This window comes from Bradyrhizobium betae (assembly GCF_050632175.1).
Lineage (GTDB): Bacteria > Pseudomonadota > Alphaproteobacteria > Rhizobiales > Xanthobacteraceae > Bradyrhizobium > Bradyrhizobium betae_B.
The window spans coordinates 3,321,783-3,342,161 of sequence record NZ_CP192576.1 but is presented as its reverse complement, the minus strand read 5'-3'; the positions used below and the strand labels follow the sequence as shown (position 1 = coordinate 3,342,161).

The 20,379-nt window shown below is 65.1% G+C and carries 19 protein-coding genes and 2 pseudogenes; 9 read left to right on the top strand and 12 right to left on the bottom strand.

Translation table 11 applies throughout. The features are described from left to right. Positions 1–64: 64 nt before the first annotated feature. Complete coding sequence (locus ACQ86E_RS16025; RefSeq protein WP_431206194.1) at positions 65–1,294, bottom strand: ABC transporter substrate-binding protein; 1,230 nt, start codon at positions 1,292–1,294, stop codon at positions 65–67. Positions 1,295–1,411: 117 nt separating this feature from the next. Next, positions 1,412–2,338, bottom strand: a complete 927-nt coding sequence (locus ACQ86E_RS16020; RefSeq protein ID WP_431206193.1) for a methyltransferase domain-containing protein — start codon at positions 2,336–2,338, stop codon at positions 1,412–1,414. Between the two features lie 64 nt (positions 2,339–2,402). Here ACQ86E_RS16020 and ACQ86E_RS16015 point away from each other — a divergent pair, with 64 nt between their 5' ends. From ACQ86E_RS16015 to ACQ86E_RS16000, 4 genes and pseudogenes are all read left to right on the top strand, one after another. Beyond that, positions 2,403–3,440 (top strand): ligase-associated DNA damage response exonuclease, encoded by a 1,038-nt coding sequence (locus ACQ86E_RS16015; RefSeq protein WP_431206192.1) that lies wholly within the window; start codon positions 2,403–2,405, stop codon positions 3,438–3,440. Next, positions 3,437–5,308, top strand: a pseudogene (locus ACQ86E_RS16010) (cisplatin damage response ATP-dependent DNA ligase). The gene ACQ86E_RS16015 and the pseudogene ACQ86E_RS16010 overlap by 4 nt, the downstream one beginning before the upstream one ends. 275 nt (positions 5,309–5,583) lie before the next feature. Then, positions 5,584–5,889 carry a DUF6460 domain-containing protein gene (locus ACQ86E_RS16005; RefSeq protein ID WP_143842922.1) on the top strand — a complete coding sequence of 102 codons (306 nt, stop codon included), beginning with the start codon at positions 5,584–5,586 and terminating at the stop codon, positions 5,887–5,889. 36 nt (positions 5,890–5,925) lie between these two features. Then, on the top strand, positions 5,926–7,251 hold the full coding sequence (locus ACQ86E_RS16000) for an MATE family efflux transporter (RefSeq protein WP_431206191.1): 1,326 nt from the start codon (positions 5,926–5,928) through the stop codon (positions 7,249–7,251). 88 nt (positions 7,252–7,339) lie between these two features. Here ACQ86E_RS16000 and ACQ86E_RS15995 read toward each other — a convergent pair. Beyond that, positions 7,340–8,436, bottom strand: a pseudogene (locus ACQ86E_RS15995) (quinone-dependent dihydroorotate dehydrogenase). Further along, positions 8,433–8,777 carry a DUF952 domain-containing protein gene (locus ACQ86E_RS15990; RefSeq protein WP_431206190.1) on the bottom strand — a complete coding sequence of 115 codons (345 nt, stop codon included), beginning with the start codon at positions 8,775–8,777 and terminating at the stop codon, positions 8,433–8,435. The pseudogene ACQ86E_RS15995 and the gene ACQ86E_RS15990 overlap by 4 nt, the downstream one beginning before the upstream one ends. Positions 8,778–8,957: 180 nt before the next feature. On the opposite strand from ACQ86E_RS15990, the gene ACQ86E_RS15985 reads away from it, so the two are divergent. Both ACQ86E_RS15985 and ACQ86E_RS15980 read left to right on the top strand, forming a co-directional pair. Then, positions 8,958–9,611, top strand: a complete 654-nt coding sequence (locus tag ACQ86E_RS15985; RefSeq protein ID WP_431206189.1) for a S24 family peptidase — start codon at positions 8,958–8,960, stop codon at positions 9,609–9,611. 124 nt (positions 9,612–9,735) lie between these two features. Beyond that, the gene (locus ACQ86E_RS15980; protein ID WP_431206488.1) at positions 9,736–10,488 is read left to right on the top strand and encodes a carbonic anhydrase; all 753 of its coding nucleotides are present in this window, start codon (positions 9,736–9,738) and stop codon (positions 10,486–10,488) included. Positions 10,489–10,641: 153 nt separating this feature from the next. Here the strand turns inward: ACQ86E_RS15980 and ACQ86E_RS15975 are convergent, their stop codons facing one another. From ACQ86E_RS15975 to ACQ86E_RS15955, 5 genes are all read right to left on the bottom strand, one after another. Then, positions 10,642–12,285, bottom strand: a complete 1,644-nt coding sequence (locus ACQ86E_RS15975) for a lysine--tRNA ligase (RefSeq protein ID WP_431206188.1) — start codon at positions 12,283–12,285, stop codon at positions 10,642–10,644. Between the two features lie 182 nt (positions 12,286–12,467). After that, entirely contained in the window at positions 12,468–13,403 is a 936-nt protein-coding gene (locus ACQ86E_RS15970; RefSeq protein ID WP_431206187.1) for a transporter substrate-binding domain-containing protein, read from the bottom strand. A 93-nt stretch (positions 13,404–13,496) separates the two neighbouring features. Next, complete coding sequence (locus ACQ86E_RS15965) at positions 13,497–14,087, bottom strand: SCO family protein (RefSeq protein ID WP_431206186.1); 591 nt, start codon at positions 14,085–14,087, stop codon at positions 13,497–13,499. Positions 14,088–14,111: 24 nt separating this feature from the next. Continuing rightward, positions 14,112–14,306, bottom strand: a complete 195-nt coding sequence (locus ACQ86E_RS15960) for a hypothetical protein (protein WP_431206185.1) — start codon at positions 14,304–14,306, stop codon at positions 14,112–14,114. Between the two features lie 106 nt (positions 14,307–14,412). After that, positions 14,413–14,937 carry a hypothetical protein gene (locus tag ACQ86E_RS15955; RefSeq protein ID WP_431206184.1) on the bottom strand — a complete coding sequence of 175 codons (525 nt, stop codon included), beginning with the start codon at positions 14,935–14,937 and terminating at the stop codon, positions 14,413–14,415. Between the two features lie 264 nt (positions 14,938–15,201). Here ACQ86E_RS15955 and ACQ86E_RS15950 point away from each other — a divergent pair, with 264 nt between their 5' ends. From ACQ86E_RS15950 to ACQ86E_RS15940, 3 genes are all read left to right on the top strand, one after another. Then, positions 15,202–16,860: an FAD-binding dehydrogenase gene (locus tag ACQ86E_RS15950; RefSeq protein WP_431206183.1), complete on the top strand. Its 1,659-nt coding sequence runs from the start codon at positions 15,202–15,204 to the stop codon at positions 16,858–16,860. 153 nt (positions 16,861–17,013) lie between these two features. Continuing rightward, positions 17,014–17,364, top strand: coding sequence for a RidA family protein (locus ACQ86E_RS15945; RefSeq protein WP_015689125.1), 351 nt, complete (start codon positions 17,014–17,016; stop codon positions 17,362–17,364). Positions 17,365–17,571: 207 nt separating this feature from the next. Then, positions 17,572–17,937 carry a nuclear transport factor 2 family protein gene (locus ACQ86E_RS15940; RefSeq protein WP_431206182.1) on the top strand — a complete coding sequence of 122 codons (366 nt, stop codon included), beginning with the start codon at positions 17,572–17,574 and terminating at the stop codon, positions 17,935–17,937. A gap of 77 nt (positions 17,938–18,014) precedes the next feature. Here the strand turns inward: ACQ86E_RS15940 and ACQ86E_RS15935 are convergent, their stop codons facing one another. The 3 genes from ACQ86E_RS15935 to ACQ86E_RS15925 all read right to left on the bottom strand — a co-directional run bounded on the left by ACQ86E_RS15935 (position 18,015) and on the right by ACQ86E_RS15925 (position 20,373). Further along, a complete protein-coding gene (locus tag ACQ86E_RS15935; RefSeq protein ID WP_431206181.1) occupies positions 18,015–18,863 on the bottom strand; it encodes an amidohydrolase family protein in 849 nt (282 codons plus the stop codon). A 3-nt stretch (positions 18,864–18,866) separates the two neighbouring features. Next, on the bottom strand, positions 18,867–19,847 hold the full coding sequence (locus ACQ86E_RS15930) for an aldo/keto reductase (RefSeq protein ID WP_431206180.1): 981 nt from the start codon (positions 19,845–19,847) through the stop codon (positions 18,867–18,869). 64 nt (positions 19,848–19,911) lie between these two features. After that, positions 19,912–20,373, bottom strand: coding sequence for a GNAT family N-acetyltransferase (locus ACQ86E_RS15925; RefSeq protein WP_431206179.1), 462 nt, complete (start codon positions 20,371–20,373; stop codon positions 19,912–19,914). Positions 20,374–20,379 lie beyond the last annotated feature (6 nt).

The window sequence follows — 20,379 nt, the reverse complement described above, 5'->3', positions numbered from 1 at the left end:
GGAACCCCTCATCCGGCGCTTCGCGCCACCTTCTCCCACAAGGGGAGAAGGGAAGAAAGTCGCCTCACTCCGACATCGGCTTGTCGGAGATGTCCCAGTCCTTGCCGGTGAAGGTGGAAATGAAGAGGGTCTTCATCGGCGTGTAGTCGTCGGGCGTGTAGCTGTAATTGACGCCGTCGAGGAAGTAGGGCGAGTGGAAGCCGTTGAGGTTCGACGCCTGCTTTAGCACGTTGGCGCGGGTGAGATCGTCGCCGCAGCGGCGCAGGATCTCGCCCATGGTCACGGCCTGGCCGTAGCCGGCGAACGCGATCGTGTTGTCCTGATCGATCGCCGGCGTATACTTCTTGCGCAGCTCCTCGAACGCCATCACGTCGGGGTCCTTCTCCCATTTGGGCAGGCCGACTTCCTTGTTGTACCGGATGGCGACGATGCCGGTGGCATTTTCGAGACCAGCGGCGTTGAGGATCGAGCGGCCGGTGGAGCCTGCCGACAAGAGTTGCAGCGGCTTCCAGCCGAGCTCGGCGACCTTGCGGATCGACTGCGACGACGCCTTGCCGGTGGAGATGTTGTAGAACACGTCGGCGCCCGACTTCGAGAGGTTGATGAGCTGGGAATCGACCGTCGGATCGGTGAGATCGTAGGTCTGCTCCATGATCACCTTCGCGGTGCCGCCGGCCTCTTCCAGCACTTTCTTGAACGGACCGAGGAAGTCCCGGCCGAAATCGTCGTTCTGGTAGAGGATGCCGACCTTGGCGTTCGGCTTCACGCTCACGACGTGCCGCGCGAGGATGCGCGCCTCGGTCGGATAGAGCGGCAGGCCCGCCATGGTCCATTTGAACTCTTTCGGATTGTTCCACTTCGACGCGCCGGTGTTGAGTAAGAGCTGTGGAACGCCCTTGGAGTTCAGGTATTTGTGCACGGAGGTCTGCGGCGCGGTGCCGAGCGAACCGTAGAGCGCGAGCACCTCTTCCTGCTCGACCAGACGCCGTGTCGCCTCGACGCATTTTGGCGCGCTGTAGGCGTCGTCCATGGTGAGGAATTTGACCTTGCGTCCGTTGATGCCGCCCTTCTCGTTCAGCATCTGGAAATAGGCCTCACCGATGCGGCCGAGCACGCCGTAGAGCGAGCCGGGACCGGAATGCGGCACGGTCTGCCCGATCTTGATCTCGGTGTCGCTGGCACCGGCATCGTATTTCTTCTCGGCGGCCCAGAGGTAAGGCGCGGGCAATGTGGATGCAGCGATGGTTGCGAGCGCGCCGGCGCTGAAATCGCGCCGCGATGGATTCTTCGTCATTGTTTTGCTTCTCCCTAGTGCGCGCATTGTGCTGGCATCGCAGCTCCGCTCGCAAGTGGGAAGTCGTCGCTTTGCGACGCAATGACGCTCAAATTGCAGAGTGTTTAGCGCCTAGACTCAAGTTTTCTCGACGACGACAACGAGACCGCTGACCGGCTCGTTGTTCTCGACGCGCGGCGAGGCCTGCTCCAGTGTCAACAGCTTGAGGCCGGCCATCGCAATCGCAGCGCGTGCATATTCCGCCGAATGGGCATAGCGCAGGCCTCCGCCAAGAACGATCCCGTTGCCACCATGAGTCTCCAGCGTGAAGGCGAGCACGCCACCGGATGCGAGGACTCGCTGTGCTTCGCTCAGCACCGGCGCGAGATCGGAGAGATAGACGAAGGCATCAGCGGCGACGACGAGGTTCACGCTCGCATCGTCCTTGCCGCGCAGGCCTTCGATCATGTCGGCGACTTCGAGCCCGGCATAAAGACCGCTGGCGCGTGCCTGCTTGATCATGCCGGGCGACAGATCGATGCCGACGAAATGATCGACCTGCTTTGCGAATGCGGCGGCCGCGAGCCCGGTGCCGCAGCCGAGATCGATGGCGCGCTTGAACAAGGCGGGCTTCTTCGCAGCGACGCGGGCGGCCACCACCGCCTTGAAAATCAGCGACGGCGCGCGGTAGCCGAGGTCGTTGATGAGCGTGTGCTCGAAGCGCGGTGCGTACTGATCGAACAGCGCCTGCACATAGGCCTTGGGCATCTCGGACAATTGCTCGTCGCCAAGCCGTATCAGATGCAAATGGGCACCGTGCTTGTCGTCGGGATCGCACTCCCGCGATTTTCGAAACGCCGCGATCGCCTTGTCACGCTCGCCAAGCTGGGCGCGGATTTCGCCGAGCGTGAACCAGGCCGAGGTAAAATTCGGCGCGAGCTCGATGGCCTGCTCGATCAGGTCGGCAGCGGCGGGCAGATCGCCCTTGAGCTGGAGATCGCGCGCGAACTCGAAACGACGGTCGGCCATGAGATCGCCGGAGGAGTGGAACAAGCGCAGGGGCATTGGGAACCAGACGAGAAACGGGCGGATGACTCGAAGACGCGGGGTCGCAACCTATATAGCAGGCATGCGTCCGCAAGACATCCTGATGCCAGTGGCAAGCGGCCTGTGCTGCAAGCCCGGCGGCTTCCATATCGACCCTGTCCGCCCGGTGGAGCGGGCCGTGATCACCCACGGCCATTCCGACCATGCCCGCGCCGGCCACGGCGCGGTGCTGGCGACGCAGGAAACGCTGGACATGATGCGGCTGCGCTATGGCGAGAACTTTGCCGGCGCGACGCAGGCGATCGGTTACGGCGAGGAGATCCGGCTCGGCGATACCAGGGTGAAGTTTCACCCGGCCGGCCACGTGCTGGGCTCGGCGCAGGTCGCTGTGACAGCCAAGGACATTTGCATCGTCGCCTCCGGCGACTACAAGGACGCGCCCGACCCGACCTGCACGCCGTTCGAGCTGGTGCCCTGCGACGTCTTCATCACCGAGGCCACGTTTGGACTGCCGGTGTTCCGGCACGGCGATGCCGCGGGCGAGGTCGAGAAGCTGCTCGCCTCCGTCGCGCTGTTTCCCGAGCGCGCGCATCTCGTTGGCGCCTATTCGCTCGGCAAGGCGCAGCGGGTGATCGCGCTGCTGCGGCAGGCCGGCTACGACGCGCCGATCTACCTGCATGGCGCGATGGAGAAGATCACGCACTACTATCAGAGCCGGGGGATTCCGCTCGGCGAGCTCAGGCCGGTGATGGGCGTGAAGAAGGCGGCGCTTGCCGGCACCATCACGCTGGCGCCGCCTTCGGCGACGTCGGACGTCTGGACGCGGCGCTTTCCCGATCCCGTCACGGCCTTCGCATCCGGCTGGATGCGCGTGCGCGCTCGCGCCCGGCAGCGCGGCATTGAGCTGCCGCTGGTGATCTCCGACCATGCCGACTGGGACGGCCTCACCGCTACCATCGCCGCGACCGGCGCCGGCGAGATCTGGGTCACCCACGGCCAGGAAGACGCGCTGGTGCATTGGTGCAAGTCGCAAGGCCTGCGGGCGCAGCCGCTCGACCTGGTCGGTTATGGCGACGAGGAGGAAAGCGGGACGCCGCTTGCCGACGAGGCCGACGCATGAACCGCTTCGCCGAACTTCTGGACCGCCTCGCCTACGAGCCCGGCCGCAACAACAAGCTGCGGCTGATCACCGGCTATTTTCGCGAGGTCGGCGATCCCGACCGCGGCTACGCGCTGGCGGCGCTCACAGGCGCGCTCAGCTTCAAGCACGCCAAGCCTGCGCTGATTCGCGACCTGATCGCATCGCGCACCGATCCGGTGCTGTTCGGATTGAGTTATGACTATGTCGGCGATCTCTCGGAGACGGTGGCGCTGATGTGGCCGAAGAGGAACGTCAAGAATGACGAATCTTTTCCGAGCCACCCTCTCCCTCGCCCTCCCCCGCAAGGGGGAGGGAGCGCAGCGGAGCGCGGCGCTGCCAGCAAGAAAAACGACAGGCGGCGATTCCGAAAGTGATGGACGCACGAACCCCGCCGTTCCCTCCCCCTTGCGGGGGAGGGTCAGGGAGGGGGGTACCGCGGGCGGGAGGCCAGTGAGTCCCCTCACCCCAGCAACCATAACAACCCACCGCCCCCCACCCTCACCGAGGTCGTCACCACGCTGCGCACCCTCGGCAAGACCGAGCTGCCAAAGCAGATCGAACGCTGGCTCGACGAACTCGACGAAACCGGTCGCTGGGCATTGCTGAAACTCGTCACCGGGGCATTGCGCATCGGCATTTCCGCTCGGCTGGCGAAGACCGCGGCCGCAGCACTCGGCGACAAGGATCCCCACGAGGTCGAGCTGATCTGGCCAGGTCTCAGCGCCCCCTATCTCGACCTGTTCGCCTGGCTGGAGGGCCGCGCCGAAAAGCCGATCAACCGCGATCCTGCGCCGTTCCGGCCGGTGATGCTGGCGCATGCGATCGAGGACAGTGATTTCGCGGGTCTCGATCCCGCCGACTACGTCGCCGAATGGAAATGGGATGGCATCCGCGTGCAGGCGGTGGCCGGCCGCGACGAGCGCGGGCAAATCACCGCGCGGCTCTATTCGCGCACCGGCGAGGACATCACGGGAAGCTTTCCGGACCTCGTACCGTCGCTGCGGCTGCCAGGCGCGATCGACGGCGAACTGCTGATCCTGCGCGAAGGCCGCGTGCAGAGCTTCAACGTCCTGCAGCAGCGGCTCAACCGCAAGCTCGTCTCGCCGAAGCTGATCAAGGAGTTTCCGATTCACCTGCGCGCCTACGATCTGCTTGGTGACGACGAGACCGATCTGCGCGAGCTCTCTTTCGCGGGGCGGCGCGAACGGCTGGAGACGTTCGTGGCGAAGCTTGGGGATCCCCGCATTGATCTGTCGCCAACCGTCCCCTTCGCAAGCTGGGACGCATTGACTGCCGCGCGTGCCGATCCTGCGAGTGCAGGCGCGGGCGAGGATGCCGACGCCGTCGAGGGCGTGATGCTGAAACGGCGCGATGCGCCGTACCTGCCCGGGCGGCCGAAGGGGCAATGGTGGAAGTGGAAGCGCGATCCGCACATCATCGATGCCGTCCTGATGTATGCGCAGCGCGGCCACGGCAAGCGCTCGTCCTACTACTCCGACTACACGTTTGGCGTCTGGACCGGCGGCGATGACGTCCAGGAACTGGTGCCGGTCGGAAAAGCCTATTTCGGCTTCACCGACGAGGAACTGCTCCAGATCGACCGCTTCGTCCGCCGCAACACCACGGAGAAGTTCGGCCCCGTGCGCCATGTCGTGCACGAGCCCGACAAGGGGCTGGTGCTGGAGGTCGCCTTCGAGGGCCTGCAGCGCTCGCCACGGCACAAATCCGGCGTCGCCATGCGCTTTCCCCGCATCAGCCGCTTGCGCTGGGACAAGCCGCCGCGCGAGGCGGACCGGCTGGAAACGCTGGAAAAGATGCTGAAGACGGAGGTGGAGGTTGATGCGTGAAAACGTTCGATCTCGCCACGACGGCAGTGCGCCCCCTCGCCCGCACGCGGGGGAGGGTTGGGGAGAGGGTATCGCCGCATTGGGATTCCCCCGGAGGATAGAACCCTCACCCGGCGCTACGCGCCGACCTCTCCCGCACGCGGGTGAGGCTGCAGCCGGCCTGCCGCATGTTCTTGCCTGAATTAAAACGCGGTAAGCCGATTGACGCCCCGTTGCGGGTTCCCCATGTGCCTCGCCGTGCCCTATAATGGGTCGAATCCGCCAAGGAGTTTGAGATGGTCCAAGACGTCAGAGATTTGCCGGCCGGCCGCAGCGATGGGCTGAACCGCTTTCTCGGCGGCTCGCCGCTGGCGGTCGCGTTTCGCCTGGTCCTGCTCTCGATCCTGGTCGGCGTCGTGCTCGCCGCGATCGGATTCGATCCCTGGAACATCCTCACCAGCATCCGCCTGCTGTTCCAGCGCCTGTGGGATCTCGGCTTCGACACGGTGAACTGGCTGTGGCGCTACTTCCTGCTCGGCGCCGTCATCGTGATCCCGGTCTGGCTGCTGATGCGCGTGTTCGGCGCACCGCGCGGCCGGTAAGCCCGACCAGGGGCGATGGGCCGGTAGACACAACTGATGCACGCGCCCGTTCATCCCAGGGTCGGCTCACGCCAGGTCTTCGCCATCGCCGGTCCCGCGATGGTCGCGAACTTGACCACGCCGCTGATCGGCGTGGTCTCGACCACCGCGATCGGAAGGCTGGACGATGCCGCGCTGCTCGGCGGCGTCGCGATGGCGTCGGTGATCTTCGACTGCCTGTTCTGGCTGTTCGGCTTCCTGCGCATGAGCACGCTCGCCTTCACCGCGCAGGCGCTGGGTGCCGGCGAGACCTTTGAGCTGACCGCGATCCTGATGCGCGGCTTCATCGTCGCCGGCCTGATCGGCGCTACGTTGATCGCATTGCAATTGCCGCTGGCCACGGCGCTGTTCGACCTGATGGGCGGCAGCGAAGGCGTCACGCACGCCGCCAAGTCCTATTTCATGATCCGGATCTGGTCGGCGCCACTCGCACTCGCCAACTACGTCATACTCGGCTGGCTGATCGGCCAGGCCCGTGCCAATCCGGCGCTGTTGCTCCAGGTCGCCATCAACCTCGTCAACATGGTGGCGACGATTCTGCTGGTGCTGGTCTACGACACCGGCATCGCAGGCGCGGCGGTCGCCGCGCTGCTGTCGGAGACGATCGGTTTCGTGCTCGGTGTGATCGTGTGCCGGCACTTTGCGGATGGCGGGCTTGCCAGTCCTCGCGCGACGCTGTTCGACCGGGACAAGCTGATGCGGCTGCTGTCGGTGAACTCCGACATCTTGATCCGCACTGCGGCGCTGATCGCCGTCTTCCTGTTCTTCACCGCCAAGGGGGCCCGCGCCGGCGACGTCACGCTGGCCGCAAACTCCGTGCTCAACAATTTCCTGCTGGTCAGCGCCTTCTTCCTCGACGGCCTTGCCAACGCAGCCCAGCAGCTTTGCGGCCGAACTTTTGGCGCGCGCGATGCCAGGGGCTTTGCGGATTCGACCCGGCTGGTGCTGCTGTGGGGACTCGGCTTCGCGCTGGTGGTCGCGGCGCTGTTCGCCCTGTTCGGGCCGGCCCTGATCGATTTCATGACGGCAAGCGAAGCCGTCCGGCGAGCTGCGCGCGAGTTCCTGCCGTTCGTCGTATTCGCGCCCCTGCCCGGCGTTTTCGCCTTCGGCTTCGATGGCATCTATATCGGCGCGACCTGGGCGCGCGAGATGCGCAATCTGATGCTGGCCGCGCTTGCAATCTTCCTGGCCACCTGGTGGGCGCTGCAATCATTCGGCAATGCCGGGCTGTGGTGGGCGTTGATCGCGTCCTACGTCGCGCGCGGCGGCTTGCAGGCGGCCCGCTATCCGGCGCAGTTCAGGGCGACGTTTCCGAAATCGTAGCTCCCGTGTCCCGGACTCGCCGCGACATGAGCGCCGGCTCTGCAGCGCACCGCTGACGGAGCGCTGCGCTGCGTCCGGGGCACGAGAGTCACATCCCCGGCCAGTCTTCCGCCGTCAGCGTCGCCGCATCCGCGCCGACGATCTCCGACAGCGAATCCCGCCCTGTCCGCAGCAGCGTCGAGGTCAGGTCGCGCTTGATCTCGTCGACGAGACCGAGGCCCTTGTAGACCAGCGACGAATAGAGCTGGATCAGGCTCGCGCCCGCACGAATCTTCGTCAACGCAGCGCCGCCGGAATCCACGCCGCCGACGCCGATCAGGGGAATGCGCCTTCGACGCGCACATAGGTTTCGGCAACCATGCGCGTCGACAGGCGGAACAGCGGCCGGCCGGACAGGCCGCCTTGCTCCCTGGCGCGCGTGTCCTCGCGCAGCGTGCTCGGCCGCGCGATGGTCGTGTTGGAGACGATCATGCCGTCGACCCGGCGCGAGCGCGCCACCTGCACGACGTCGTCGAGCTGGGCGAGGCTCAGATCCGGCGCGATCTTGAGCAGCACCGGCGTGTCGCCGGCCTTCTGGCGCACCCGCTCGCGTGCTTCGATCACGCGCCCGAGGAGATCGTCGAGCAGCGCGCCTTCCTGCAGATTGCGCAGGCCCGGCGTGTTCGGCGAGGAGACGTTGACGGTGAAGTAGCTCGCCACCGGCGCAAAGGTCTCGATCAGCTTGACGTAGTCGGCGACACGATCGGCTGAATCCTTGTTGGCGCCGACATTGACGCCGACGATGCCGCCGTGCTGCGCGCGCGCGGCAAGCCGGCGCAGCACCACTTCGGCACCGTCATTGTTGAAGCCCATGCGGTTGATGACGGCCTCGTCGCGCTCGAGGCGAAACAGCCGAGGCCGCGGATTGCCGGCCTGCGGCTTCGGCGTCACCGAGCCGATCTCGACGAAGCCGAAGCCGAGCCGCAGCAGCGCGTCCGGCACCTCCGCGCTCTTGTCGAAACCCGCGGCCATGCCGATTGGATTGGGGAAGTTGAGCCCGAAGGCGCGCACCGCGAGCTTGGGATCGTCGGCGCGCGGCTTGCCCGGCGGCAGGAAGCGCAGGCCCTGGATCGCCAGGCGATGCGCATCCTCCGGATCAAGCCAGCGCAGCACTGGCAGCGAAAAAGCGTCGAAGGCGCGGATCACGGCAGAAGCTCCGGAACGTCGTGGCCGCCATCGGAGCGCATGTTGAGGTTGATCACCGAGAGCACCGCGCCGAGATCGAGCTCGCCATAGAGATGTGGAAACAGCTCCTCGTTGCGCGAGCGCTCCCAACGCAATTCGCCGCCAAGCGCATCGCCGTCGACCTCGACCAGGAACAGCGCCCGCTGGCCGAAATAATGCTTGCGCAAGGTCTCGGGAACCTGAGCGGCGGTCGAGAAGTGGATGAAACCGTCGCGCGAATCGTCCTCGCTGCCGAGGTAAACACCCTGCCGTTCCGCCTCGCGCCAGGCCGAGGCCGGACAGATTTTGTAGATCTTGACCACCGCTTGCGGAGCCCTTTGAATTTCCCGGGTTTTTTCGTCTCTTGCGGGTCTTGAAACCCGGGCGCGACCGTAAAGGCGGCTCCCCCTGAACTCAAGAGTTAGAGCCGCCCCTTGCACGGGAAACGGAAAACCGGTTGATTTGAGGATAGTTTTCCTGAGTTGCGACGGGCTGGACCTTCCATGGTCAGGCAGGCCAAAGCGCAGAGGATACTCTCTCACGACCAGATCTGGGTCGCGCTGGATCGGCTGGCGGAGCGTGCCGGCCTGTCGCCGTCCGGTCTTGCCAAGCGCGCCGGGCTCGATCCCACCACCTTCAACAGGTCCAAGCGCGTCACCGCCGACGGCCGCGAGCGCTGGCCATCCACCGAATCGATCGCCAAGGCGCTGGCGGCGACCGGCGACTCGCTCGACACCTTTGCCAGACTGGTCGGCGACAATTCAGGCGACGGCCGTTCGCTTCCGTTGCTCGACTTCGCGCTGGCCGGCGCGAGCGGCGCCTTTAACGAGCAAGGCCGTCCCTCCGGCAAGGGCTGGACAGAGACTGCGCTTCCCACCAACGAGGACAGCCACATCTTTGCGCTGGAGATCTCCGGCGACGCGCTCGCGCCGGTGTATCGGAGCGGCGACATCATCCTGGTCTCGCCCCGCGCGCCGATCCGCAAAGGCGACCGCGTGGTGGTGAAGACCAAAGCGGGCGAAGTCACGATCGCGACGTTGAAGCGACGCACCGCCAAGGCGCTGGACTTGCAGCCGCTCGAAGCGGCGCAGTCCGAGCGCACAATCGCGGCGAACGACGTCGACTGGATCGCGCGCATCGTGTGGGCAAGCCAGTGATTGCGTTGCGACCGGATCATGACACCGGCGCGCCGCATCTCGCCCCGGCGACCTTGCGACTCAGCGCAGCTCTCGCCTAGGTTCCCCACGCATTGCCGATCCAATTTTTCGCAGGGGGAATATGATGAATCGCCGTCACGCATTGAAGGCTTTGGCTGGTCTCGCGCTCTGTCCGGTATGCAAGCCGGGCTTTGCCGCCGAAGGCGCGCATTGGAGCTACGAGGGCGCTGGCGCCCCGGCCAAATGGGGCGATCTCGACGCCGCCAACAAGGTCTGCGCGGTCGGCTCTCAGCAATCGCCGATCGACATCGAAGCGACGGTCAAATCGCAGTTGCCTGCGCTGAAGGTAAACTGGGGCAAGAGCGCCGACACCATCGTCAACAACGGACATACCATCCAGCTCAACTTCGCCGAAGGCAGCACGCTCACGCTCGGCGACGTCAAGTACAAGCTGCTGCAGGTGCACTTCCACCGGCCGAGCGAGCACATGATCGGCGGCAAGAATTTTCCGATGGAGGCGCATTTCGTCCATCGCAACGATGCCGGCGGTCTCGCCGTGGTCGGCGTACTGATGGCCGAGGGCCGGCCGAATGCTGCCTTCGGCAAGATCGTCAAGACCATGCCGGCGGCCGAAGGGCCCGCGGTGAAAGCCGACACGAGCATCGATCTCCACGGCATGCTGCCCACGAGGCTCAGCTACTTCCGCTATCCCGGCTCGCTGACCACGCCGCCCTGCTCCGAAGTGGTCGAATGGCTGCTGCTGACCACCCCGGTCCAGGTGTCGGCGGCCGACGTTGCGGCGTTCGCAAAACTCTATCCGATGAACGCACGCCCGGTGCAGAAGGACAACCGGCGCTACGTGCTGCGCTCGATCTGAGCGGGGGCGCACACTCCGCGACTTCGCCGTATTACTCGATGTCATTCCCCGCGAAGGCGGGGAATCCAGTACTCCGCAACGTCTCGGCCTAATCAGCTATCTCGGCGTACTGGATCGCCCGGTCAAGCCGGGCGATGACGCCGAGGTTATCCCTCACGCGCTCCGCGCCAGCGCGCCGTCGATCATGTTCACCGCGTTCTGGACGCCGTACACCGCGACGAAGGAGCCAAAGCGCGGCCCCTTCTCCTGGCCGAGCAGCACCTGGTAGAGCATGTTGAACCAATCGAGCGTGACGCCGGGGCGGCCGTCCTTGCCCTTCTTGACCTGGTCGAGGAACGGCTCGCGGCGGCCGATCTCGTAGACCACGTTCTGGATGTCCTCCGGCGTTGCGTCCTGCGGCAACTGCGACAGCGCATCGCGCAGATCCTGCAACGCAGCGCGCTCGACCTCGGTCGGTTCGCGGAACTGCTTCGTCGGCGCGACGAAGTCGCGGTAATAGTTGATGGCGTAGCCGACCATCGCATCGAGCTTGGGATGCGTCTGCGGGCTCACGCCCGGGCGGTAGCGACCGATGAAGCCCCACAGCGTCTCGGCATTCTCCGCGTTCGACGACGACACCAGCGTCAGCAGGAGCTGGAAGGTAACGGGCATATCGCCCTTCGGCGGATGGCCGCTGTGGACGTGCCAGACCGGATTGCCGAGCTGCTGCTTGCCGTCCTGCTTGGCGAAGCCGTCGATGAACTGCTGGTAGTCGTCGACGTTGCGCGGGATGACATCGAAATACAGCCGCTTGGCCGCCTTCGGCTCGCGATACATGAACAGCGACAGCGATTCCGGCGAGGCGTAGCGAAGCCATTCGTCGATGGTGAGGCCATTGCCCTTCGACTTCGAGATCTTCTGGCCCTTCTCGTCGAGGAAGAGCTCGTAGTTGAAGCCCTCGGGCGGCGTGCCACCGAGCGCCCTGGCGATCGCACCGGACAGCTTCACCGAGTCGATCAGATCCTTGCCGGCCATCTCGTAGTCGACGCCGAGCGCGACCCAGCGCATCGCCCAGTCCGCCTTCCACTGGCATTTTACGTTTCCGCCGGTGACGGGAGTTTCGATTTCCTGGTTGGTGTCAGGATCGACATAGGTCACCGTGCCGGCTGCGACGTCGCGGCGGATCATCGGCACCTGGAGCACGACACCCGTCGTCTTGCTGATCGGCAAGAACGGCGAATAGGTCGCGCGGCGATCGGGACCGAGCGTCGGCAGGATGATCGCCATCACCTTGTCGTAGGCAGCCAGCATCTTCAGCAGTGTCGCGTCGAAGCGGCCTGAAGTGTAGTAGTCGGTCGAGCTGGCGAACTCGTAGTCGAAGCCGAAATGATCGAGGAAGGCGCGCAGGCGCGCATTGTTATGCGCGCCGAACGACGGGTACTCGTTGGAGAACGGATCCGGCACGCGCGTCAGCGGTTTGCCGAGATGCGCGGTCAGCATCTCCTTGTTAGGGACGTTGTCGGGCACTTTCCGGAACCCGTCCATGTCGTCGGAAAAGGCGAGCAGGCGCGTCCTGATCTTGTCCTCGGTCAGTACGCGGAAGGCGTGGCGCACCATCGAGGTGCGCGCAACCTCGCCGAACGTGCCGATATGCGGCAGGCCGGACGGACCGTAGCCGGTCTCGAACAGCACCTCGTCCTTCGGGCTTTTCTTAAGCCGCGCGACAATGGCCTTCGCCTGCTCGAACGGCCAGGCGTTGGATTGTTCGGCGAGCGCACGCAGGTCGCTCGGGTTCGCGGCGAGATCGATAACGGACATTGAAGAGCCTCCGGGCTGCGGAAAATAGCGATTTCCGGGCCAAATGCAAAAGTTGGTGGGGCGAAGCAGCCGCCTCAGCCGTCATTGCGAGCGAAGCGAAGCAATCCAAAATCTTTCCGCGGAAACAGTCTGGATTGCTTCGTCGCTGCGCTCCTCGCAATGACGGTGAGGAAGCAGCGAAACTAAAACGGGCTCACCGAGAAATAGCGCAGCCACAGATCGGTGTAGCGGCCTTTTTCCCAGACGCGGAACAGGGCCCAGTTCAGGGCCTGGCGCAGCACGTCGTTGCCCTTGCGGACGGCGATGCCGATGCCTTCGCCGAAGAAGCGGCTCTCGACGAACGGGCCGCCGGAGAAGGCGCAGCAATCGCCGGAATCGGTGCCGTTGATCCAGAACGCCAGCGAGATGGCGTCGCCGAAAATGAAATCGACCTCGCTCTTGCGCAAGGCGCTGCGGAGCGCGTCGTCGTTGGGATAGCCGTGCAGCTCGGCGTCGGTGAACATCGCCTTCAGATAGGCCTCATGCGCGGAGCCGGCGATCACCCCGACTTTCTTGCCTTCCAGATATTCGGGCCGGATCTCGGGCATCACGGCGTCCTTGCGCGAGGCGAAGCGCGCCGGCACGCGGTAATAGGGATCGGTGAAATCGACGCGGGCGCGGAGCTGCGGGCTCACCGCCATCGAGGCGATGATGGCATCGCCCCGGTTGGAGCTGAGCGCATCGACCAGCGTCTCGAAGCGGCGCATCTGCACCGTGCAGGTGACCTTGACCTCCTCACACAGCGCGCGGGCCAGATCGACGTTGAATCCGGCCGGATTGCCGTCGGCGCCGGTGTAGTTGAACGGCGGATAGTCGGTCTCGGTCAGGAAGCGGATCACGGTCAGGCGCGACAGGTCCGGCCGCTCCGGCCGCCGACGTGGATCCCAGAAGCCGGGAACGGCCTGGGGGGCGACCTGAGGCGCTGCCTGAGAGGTCCCTTGGGGTGCTGCCGGAGGCTGCTTGGCCGGAGCCTGGGCCTGGACGGCCGGCAGGCTCGGAAGCAGGCAAATGCCAGCCGCCAGGCCGAGCAGGACGAGGCGCATGGTTCTGGACGATCTTGCCTGTCGCGACGGGGCCATCGGCGGGAAATGAACTGATATCGTTGGGATCGGAGGGCGTTATAGACCATCCGCCCGGGAACGCGAGCGCCGATTGCGGCTAAGGGCGGGGGCCTAGAGATACCGCTTCAGGTCTGCCGCCGCCTCTTCCGGCGTCCGCTTCAGGTTGAACGGCGAGACGAAGCGGCCGTCGCGGTCCATCAGATAGATCAGCGCGGTGTGGTCCATGGTGTAGTCGCCATCCTTGGTCGGGACCTTCTTGGCGTAGACCCGGTAGGACTTGATGACGCCCGCGATCGCATCGGGATCGCCGCTGAGGCCTTCGAGATGCGGGTCGAAGCTGGCGAGATAGTCTTTCATGATCGCCGGTGTATCGCGCTCGGGGTCGACCGAGATGAAGACGGCATTGACCTTGTCCGCGTCCTTGCCCATCGCGCGCAGCACCTCCGAGATCTCGAACAGCGAGGTCGGGCAGACGTCGGGGCAATGGGTGTAGCCGAAGAAGATCAGGGTCGGCTTGCCCTTCAGGTTCTTGTCGGTGACGGCCTTGCCGTGCTGGTCGGTGAGCTGGAACGGCCCCCCGATCGCGGCCGGCTGCGCCACTTTGCTGACCCCGCCCATGGCCCAGAACACGAGCAGCAGCCCGACGATGAGGCTTGCGGCGAAGGCGGTCGCGATCACCAGCGGACGGGCGGCTGAACTCATGAGCGGAAAACTTCCTGTCGCGGGTCAGAAGCAGGCGGCAAAGCCGGTCCTGATCATTTCGAAGAACATCTGGCTGCCATAGTGGAACCACAGCGCCAGTGCGCCGAGCACGACCAGCCCACCGACTCCAGCGCCAGCCGACAGCAGCACGAGCGGCAGCCGGCCGGCAGTGGGCGAATTGTCCTGTACTGGATGGGCGGGGTGCAGTGGTTGAGCCATGACAATCATCGGGGCGAAGGCCGCGGTTCCTGCCCTTCAAATAGGCTTCAGCCCGCCCGCGGGCAAGCGCCACGGACGGACTAGGGATCACGTCGTGCTGACTGTCTCAGCGAAGCAGCTGGCCCCGAGCGGACTCCAGCTCCTCCACTTTCGGAGATGGCCGGGGCGAGGCGGGCTTGCTGGTCGAGGCCTGCGCGTCCAGGTAGCAGGGCTTGTACATGGCCTGGAGCTGCTTGCCCTTCAGGAACAGCATGTGCGGGGTGAGGCCGCCGCGCTGGTTGATCCACCGTTTCACCTGCGATGGATACATCGCATAGAGCATCTGCGTCGCCTCGGTGTTGGTGACGGCGCGGCCGTTGGTGCCGAAGTCCCAGGCGGCGTGGAAGCCCAGCGTCGCGTGCGAGGTCACACAGATGCGGTCGTGCGGGATGGCGCCGAGGACGATGGTACAGGCCGAGGCGCAGAGTCCGTCGATGATGACGGTGTCACCGGACTGGCGCAGGTCCTGGTATTTGTCGACGTAGGTTCCGATCCGGCCGCCGCGGTCATCCGCGATCCGAACCACCGCGTGAGAAGTCCCCATGCCCACGATCAGGAGAACCGCCGCGAGCAACCCCGTCAGAACCTTCATTGTCCCCCGCCCCAGTCGAATTCGAATCTGCGTGTCAGGTGGTGATGCCCAGCTAGGGTCGGTCGTAACCGCGGTTTTGTCTAGGCACGCCGGCTCGCTCAAAACAAATTCAAATCCAGTGTTGCGCCCGCGCTGCACTTCAGGCCCGTCTCGGTCTCAAAGTGGAACAAGTTAACGATGTCTTACCGGACAAGCCCTTGATCTCGGTTGCAACCACTGGCTTCAATCCGGGCAACGACGGGGGAACCTATGGCGGGGAAACAGGTGGCTGAAGAGACAGACGTCATCGTCGTCGGTGCAGGCCTATCGGGACTGGTGGCCGCAACCGAGATTGCGGATGCGGGCAAGCGCGTGATCGTGGTGGACCAGGAAGGTGAGCAGTCGCTGGGCGGCCAGGCCTTCTGGTCGTTCGGCGGATTGTTCCTGGTCAATTCGCCGGAGCAGCGCCGGCTCGGCATCAAGGACTCCTTCGAGCTTGCGATGCAGGACTGGCTCGGCACCGCCGGCTTCGACCGCGACGACGACTTCTGGCCGCGCCAATGGGCCGAGGCCTATGTGGCATTCGCGGCCGGCGAGAAGCGCGACTGGCTGCGCGCAATGGGCCATCGCATCTTCCCCGTGGTCGGCTGGGCCGAGCGCGGCGGCTATGACGCGATGGGCCACGGCAATTCGGTGCCGCGTTTCCACGTCACCTGGGGAACCGGGCCCGGCATCGTCGAGCCGTTCGAGCGCCGTGCGCGCGAGGCTGTGAAGAGCGGTCGGCTGACCTTCAAGTTCCGCCATCGCGTCGATGCCCTCTCCATCACCAATGGCACGGTGGATGGCGTCAGCGGCGCCGTCCTCGCGCCCGACACGATCGAGCGCGGCAAGAGTTCGTCGCGCAACGTCGTCGGCGAATTTGCGCTGAAGGCGCAGGCGGTGATCGTGGCGTCCGGCGGCATCGGCGGCAATCACGAGCTGGTGCGGCAAAACTGGCCGAAGCGGCTCGGTGATCCCCCGAAGTTCATGATCTCCGGTGTGCCCGAGCATGTCGACGGCCGCATGATCGGCATCACCGAAAAATCAGGCGCCCGGCTGATCAACCGCGACCGCATGTGGCATTATGTTGAGGGCATCCAGAACTGGAATCCGATCTGGCCGCGCCACGGCATCCGCATCCTGCCAGGTCCATCCTCGATGTGGTTCGACGCCACGGGCACGCGATTGCCGGCGCCGCTGTTCCCGGGGTCCGACACGCTCGGCCAGCTCCAATACATCATGTCGACCGGCTACGAATACTCCTGGTTCATCCTGACCCAGAGCATCATCAAGAAGGAATTTGCACTGTCGGGATCGGAGCAGAACCCTGATCTGACCGGGAAGAGCTGGCGCATGACATTGCGCCGCGCCACCAACAAGGGCGCGCCGGCGCCGGTGGAGGCGTTCAAGAGCCATGGTGTCGACTTCATCGTGCGCGACAGGCTGGAGGATCTCGTCGCGGAGATGAACAAGCTCGCCGGCAGCGACCTCCTCAAGCTCGAGCACATCAGGATCCAGATCGAGGCGCGCGACCGCGAGATCGCAAACCCCTACGTCAAGGATGCGCAGGTGATGAACATCCACAATGCGCGGCGCTATATCGGCGACAGGCTGATCCGCACCGCCGCGCCGCACCGCATCCTCGATCCCGCGCAGGGACCGTTGATCGCGGTCAAGCTCAACATCCTCACCCGCAAGACGCTGGGCGGCTTCGAGACCGATCTCGACTCGCGCGTGTTCGGCGCCGAGGGCAGCGTCATTCCCGGCCTCTATGCGGTCGGCGAAGCCGCGGGCTTCGGCGGCGGCGGCGTGCACGGCTATCGCTCGCTGGAAGGCACCTTCCTCGGCGGCTGCCTGTTCTCGGGCCGCAATGCGGGCCGCGCGGCGGCGAAAGCTGTGGGGTGAGGCGTGCGGCAATGTGGCCCCTCCAGCCGGTTTCATTAGGCGACGCATGCTTGCCCGGGCACGCATGCGTACCCGGCAACGCATGCGTGCCCGGGGTGGCAGAGCGCGGGGCACTGGGCTAGACAGGGCCGCCATTCCACCAGGAGATCCCAAATGAGCATTCAGCGTTTCGAAACCGGCCCGCGCATGAGCCAGGCCGTCGTGCACGGCAACACCGTCTATCTCGCCGGCGTCGTCGCCAACAAGGCGGCCGGCGAAAGCGTGACGAAGCAGACCCAGGACATCCTGGCGACCATCGACAGCCACCTCGCCAAGGCCGGCACCGACAAGTCGAAGCTGCTCTCGGCCACGATCTACATCACCGACATGAAGACCTTCGGCGAGATGAACGCGGTGTGGGACGCCTGGGTCTCGCCCGGCAACACCCCGGCCCGTGCCACCGTCGAAGCCAAGCTGGCTGCGGCGCAGTACACCGTCGAGATCATGGTCACCGCGGCGAAGTAATTTCTCGCGAAGATAAATTCACGCGCATCTGAAGCGCAATGAAATATCATTGCGCTTCAGATTTCTTGTTGGCGCATGATCTTGTCGGGAAACCGCTGCACACTTTCCCGGATCATGCGCATAACCTCCGAGGTAATCGATCAGCACGCGTGAACCTTCGATAGTGACGGTCAGCCGAACATCACGGCGCCATCGAAGGAGCATCTCATGACCGACCCCATCACCATCGCCCACCGCTACATCGACCTCTGGAACGAGCGTGCAGCCGGCCGCCGACGCCAACTGCTGAGTGAAACCTGGACCGCTGATGCGAGCTACGTCGATCCCCTGATGAAGGGCGACGGCCCTGATGGCATCGACGCGCTGATCGCCGGCGTCCAGCAGCGTTTTCCCGACTTCAGGTTCAAGCTGATCGGCGAGCCCAATGGCTACGGCGACCATGTGCGCTTCAGCTGGGGGCTCGGTCCCGATGGTGTCGACAGCCCGATCAAGGGGACGGATTTCGCCGTGCTGAAGGACGGACGGATCAGGAGCGTCACGGGATTTCTGGATCAGGTACCCGCGGGCGCGTGACGTACTCTCAAGCTCGTCATGCCCGGGCTTGTCTCCAGGCTTGTCCCGGCCATGACGATGCGGAAACGCATGTCGCCTTAATCGGCCGCCAACCGATACGCAGCCTGCGCATTCGTGCCAAACGCCTTCTCGCGCACCCGCGCACCCAGTTTGACCAGACACGCCTCCAGCGCGTCCTTGATCTTGCCGTAGCTTCCCGCCAGCAGGCAAACCGGCCAGTCCGAGCCGAAGATCAGGCGGTCCTCACCGAAACATTCTGCGGCATGCGCGACGAACGGAAACAGCCGCTCGGCATCCCAGTCATTCCATCTCGCTTCCGTCGCGAGCCCCGAGATCTTACACCAGACGTTGCCGCAAGCAGCTAACGCCGTGATGCGATCGGACCATTCGGCGCTGCCGCCATCGGCGATCGGTGGCTTGGCGGCGTGGTCGAGGACGAAACGCGCTTGCGGAAAGGCTTGTGCCGTTGCGATCGCGGCGGGCAGCTCCCGAGAGCGCACGAGGAAATCGCAGGTGAGATCGCGGTCGAACACCGTCGTGAGGCCGCGCTGCACATCCGGACGCAACAGCCAATCGGGATCGGCTTCGTCGTGGACCTGATGACGGATACCGACGAGCTTGTCGCCGCCGGGCGAGGCCCTCAACTGGTCAAGCGTGTCGCCGAGCGCGCCATCGGTCAGGTCGACCCAGCCGACCACGCCGATGACGGTGGGCGTCGCATGCGCGATGCGCAAGAATTGCTCGGTCTCCTCCAGCGCGGAGCGGCACTGCACCACGATGCTGGCGTCGATGCCGTTCGCTTTCAGCAGCGGGGCAAGATCGGCGGGACCGAAGGCACGTCGGATCGGCGCCAGTTCCGGCGCATCCATCCAGGGATAGTCGGCCCGCGTCGGATCCCAGAAATGCTGGTGGCCGTCGATGATCATGGCTTATGCGCCGCCCGGCAGCGGCGCGCGTGCGTCGACGAGGTTTCGCGCGCGCAGTTCCTGCCAGAATGCTTGCGGCACCGTCGTCTGCGACATCGCGATATTGTCGGCGATTTCGGCGGCGTTGCGCGCGCCCATCACGGCGACCGTGACTGCCGGATGGGCCATGCCAAACTGGAGCGCGGCGGCCTTCAGCTCGGTGCCGTGCTTGCGGCAGAGTTCATCGAGCTCCAGCGCCCTCGTGACGAGCGCCGCATCGGCGTCCTGATAGTTGAACTTCGCGTTCGTGCGCGGATTGGCCAGGATGCCGCTGTTGTAGATGCCGCCGAGCAGGATGCCGATGTGCTTCGCCATGCAGACCGGAAACAGCGCATCCAGCGCACCCTGGTCGAGCAGCGTGTAGCGGCCGGCGAGCAGGAAGCAGTCGACCGGCACCGCCTCGGCAAATTGGACCGGCATCTCCGATTGGTTCATGCCGGCGCCGATCGCCTTGACCGTGCCGTCATCGCGCAGGCGCTGCAGCGCGCGGAAGGCGCCGGCAATTGCGTCGTCATAGTGATCGTCGGGATCGTGCACGAGCAGGACGTCGACGCGGTCGAGCCCGAGCCGGCCCAGGCTTTCGTCCACCGAACGCATCACGCCGTCATAGCTGAAGTCGAATACGGGCCGCTCGCGCTGCCCGCTCTTGTAATAATCGTCCTCGGCCACCGCACCATCGGGCGCGCGCAGCAGGCGGCCGACCTTGGTCGAGATGGCATAGGAATCGCGCGGCTGCTGCCGCAGGAAAGTCCCAAGCCGCCGTTCGGCCAGGCCGAAGCCGTAAAGCGGCGCGGTGTCGTAGAAGCGAATGCCCGCCGTCCACGCCCGTTCGATGGTCGCTTCCGCGTCAGCATCGCTGACAGGGGTGAACAATCCGCCGAGCGGGGCGGAGCCGAGGCCGAGCGCTGTGACGTCGAGCCCATTCGCGAGCCGCGCGCGTTTCATTCCCAGGTTCCTTTTTCACGCCATTTCGAGCGAACATAGCACCGTCTCTACGACGAGCGCGAGTTCAGCTGCTCAGGTCGAGCGTCAGGAACAGGCTGTTGGGATCCTCGACATAGCCCTGGAACGGCCCGCAGAGGACGAAGCCATGGGCCTGGTAGAGCGCATGCGCGGGCTTGAAATAGTCCCACGAGCCGGTCTCCAGGCTGAGCCGCGACATGCCGCGCGCGCGAGCGTCAGCGATGATATGATGGAGCATCTGGCCACCGAATCCGCGCCGCCGCGTGGTCTGCAGCGTGTGCATCGACTTCACCTCGCCATGATCGGCCGAAAGCGTCTTCAACGCGCCGGTGGCGACCAGCGTCTCGCCGTCCCATCCGGTCCAGAACGCGATGTCGGGCGCGCGCAGGCCGGCGAGATCAAGCGCATGGGCACTACCCGGCGCCGTCTGCGCCCGCGCCGCCGTGACGTGATGATCGAGCAGCGCAATGACGCGCGGATCGAAGGTATCGCCGGTGCGGATCTGCATCGTCAG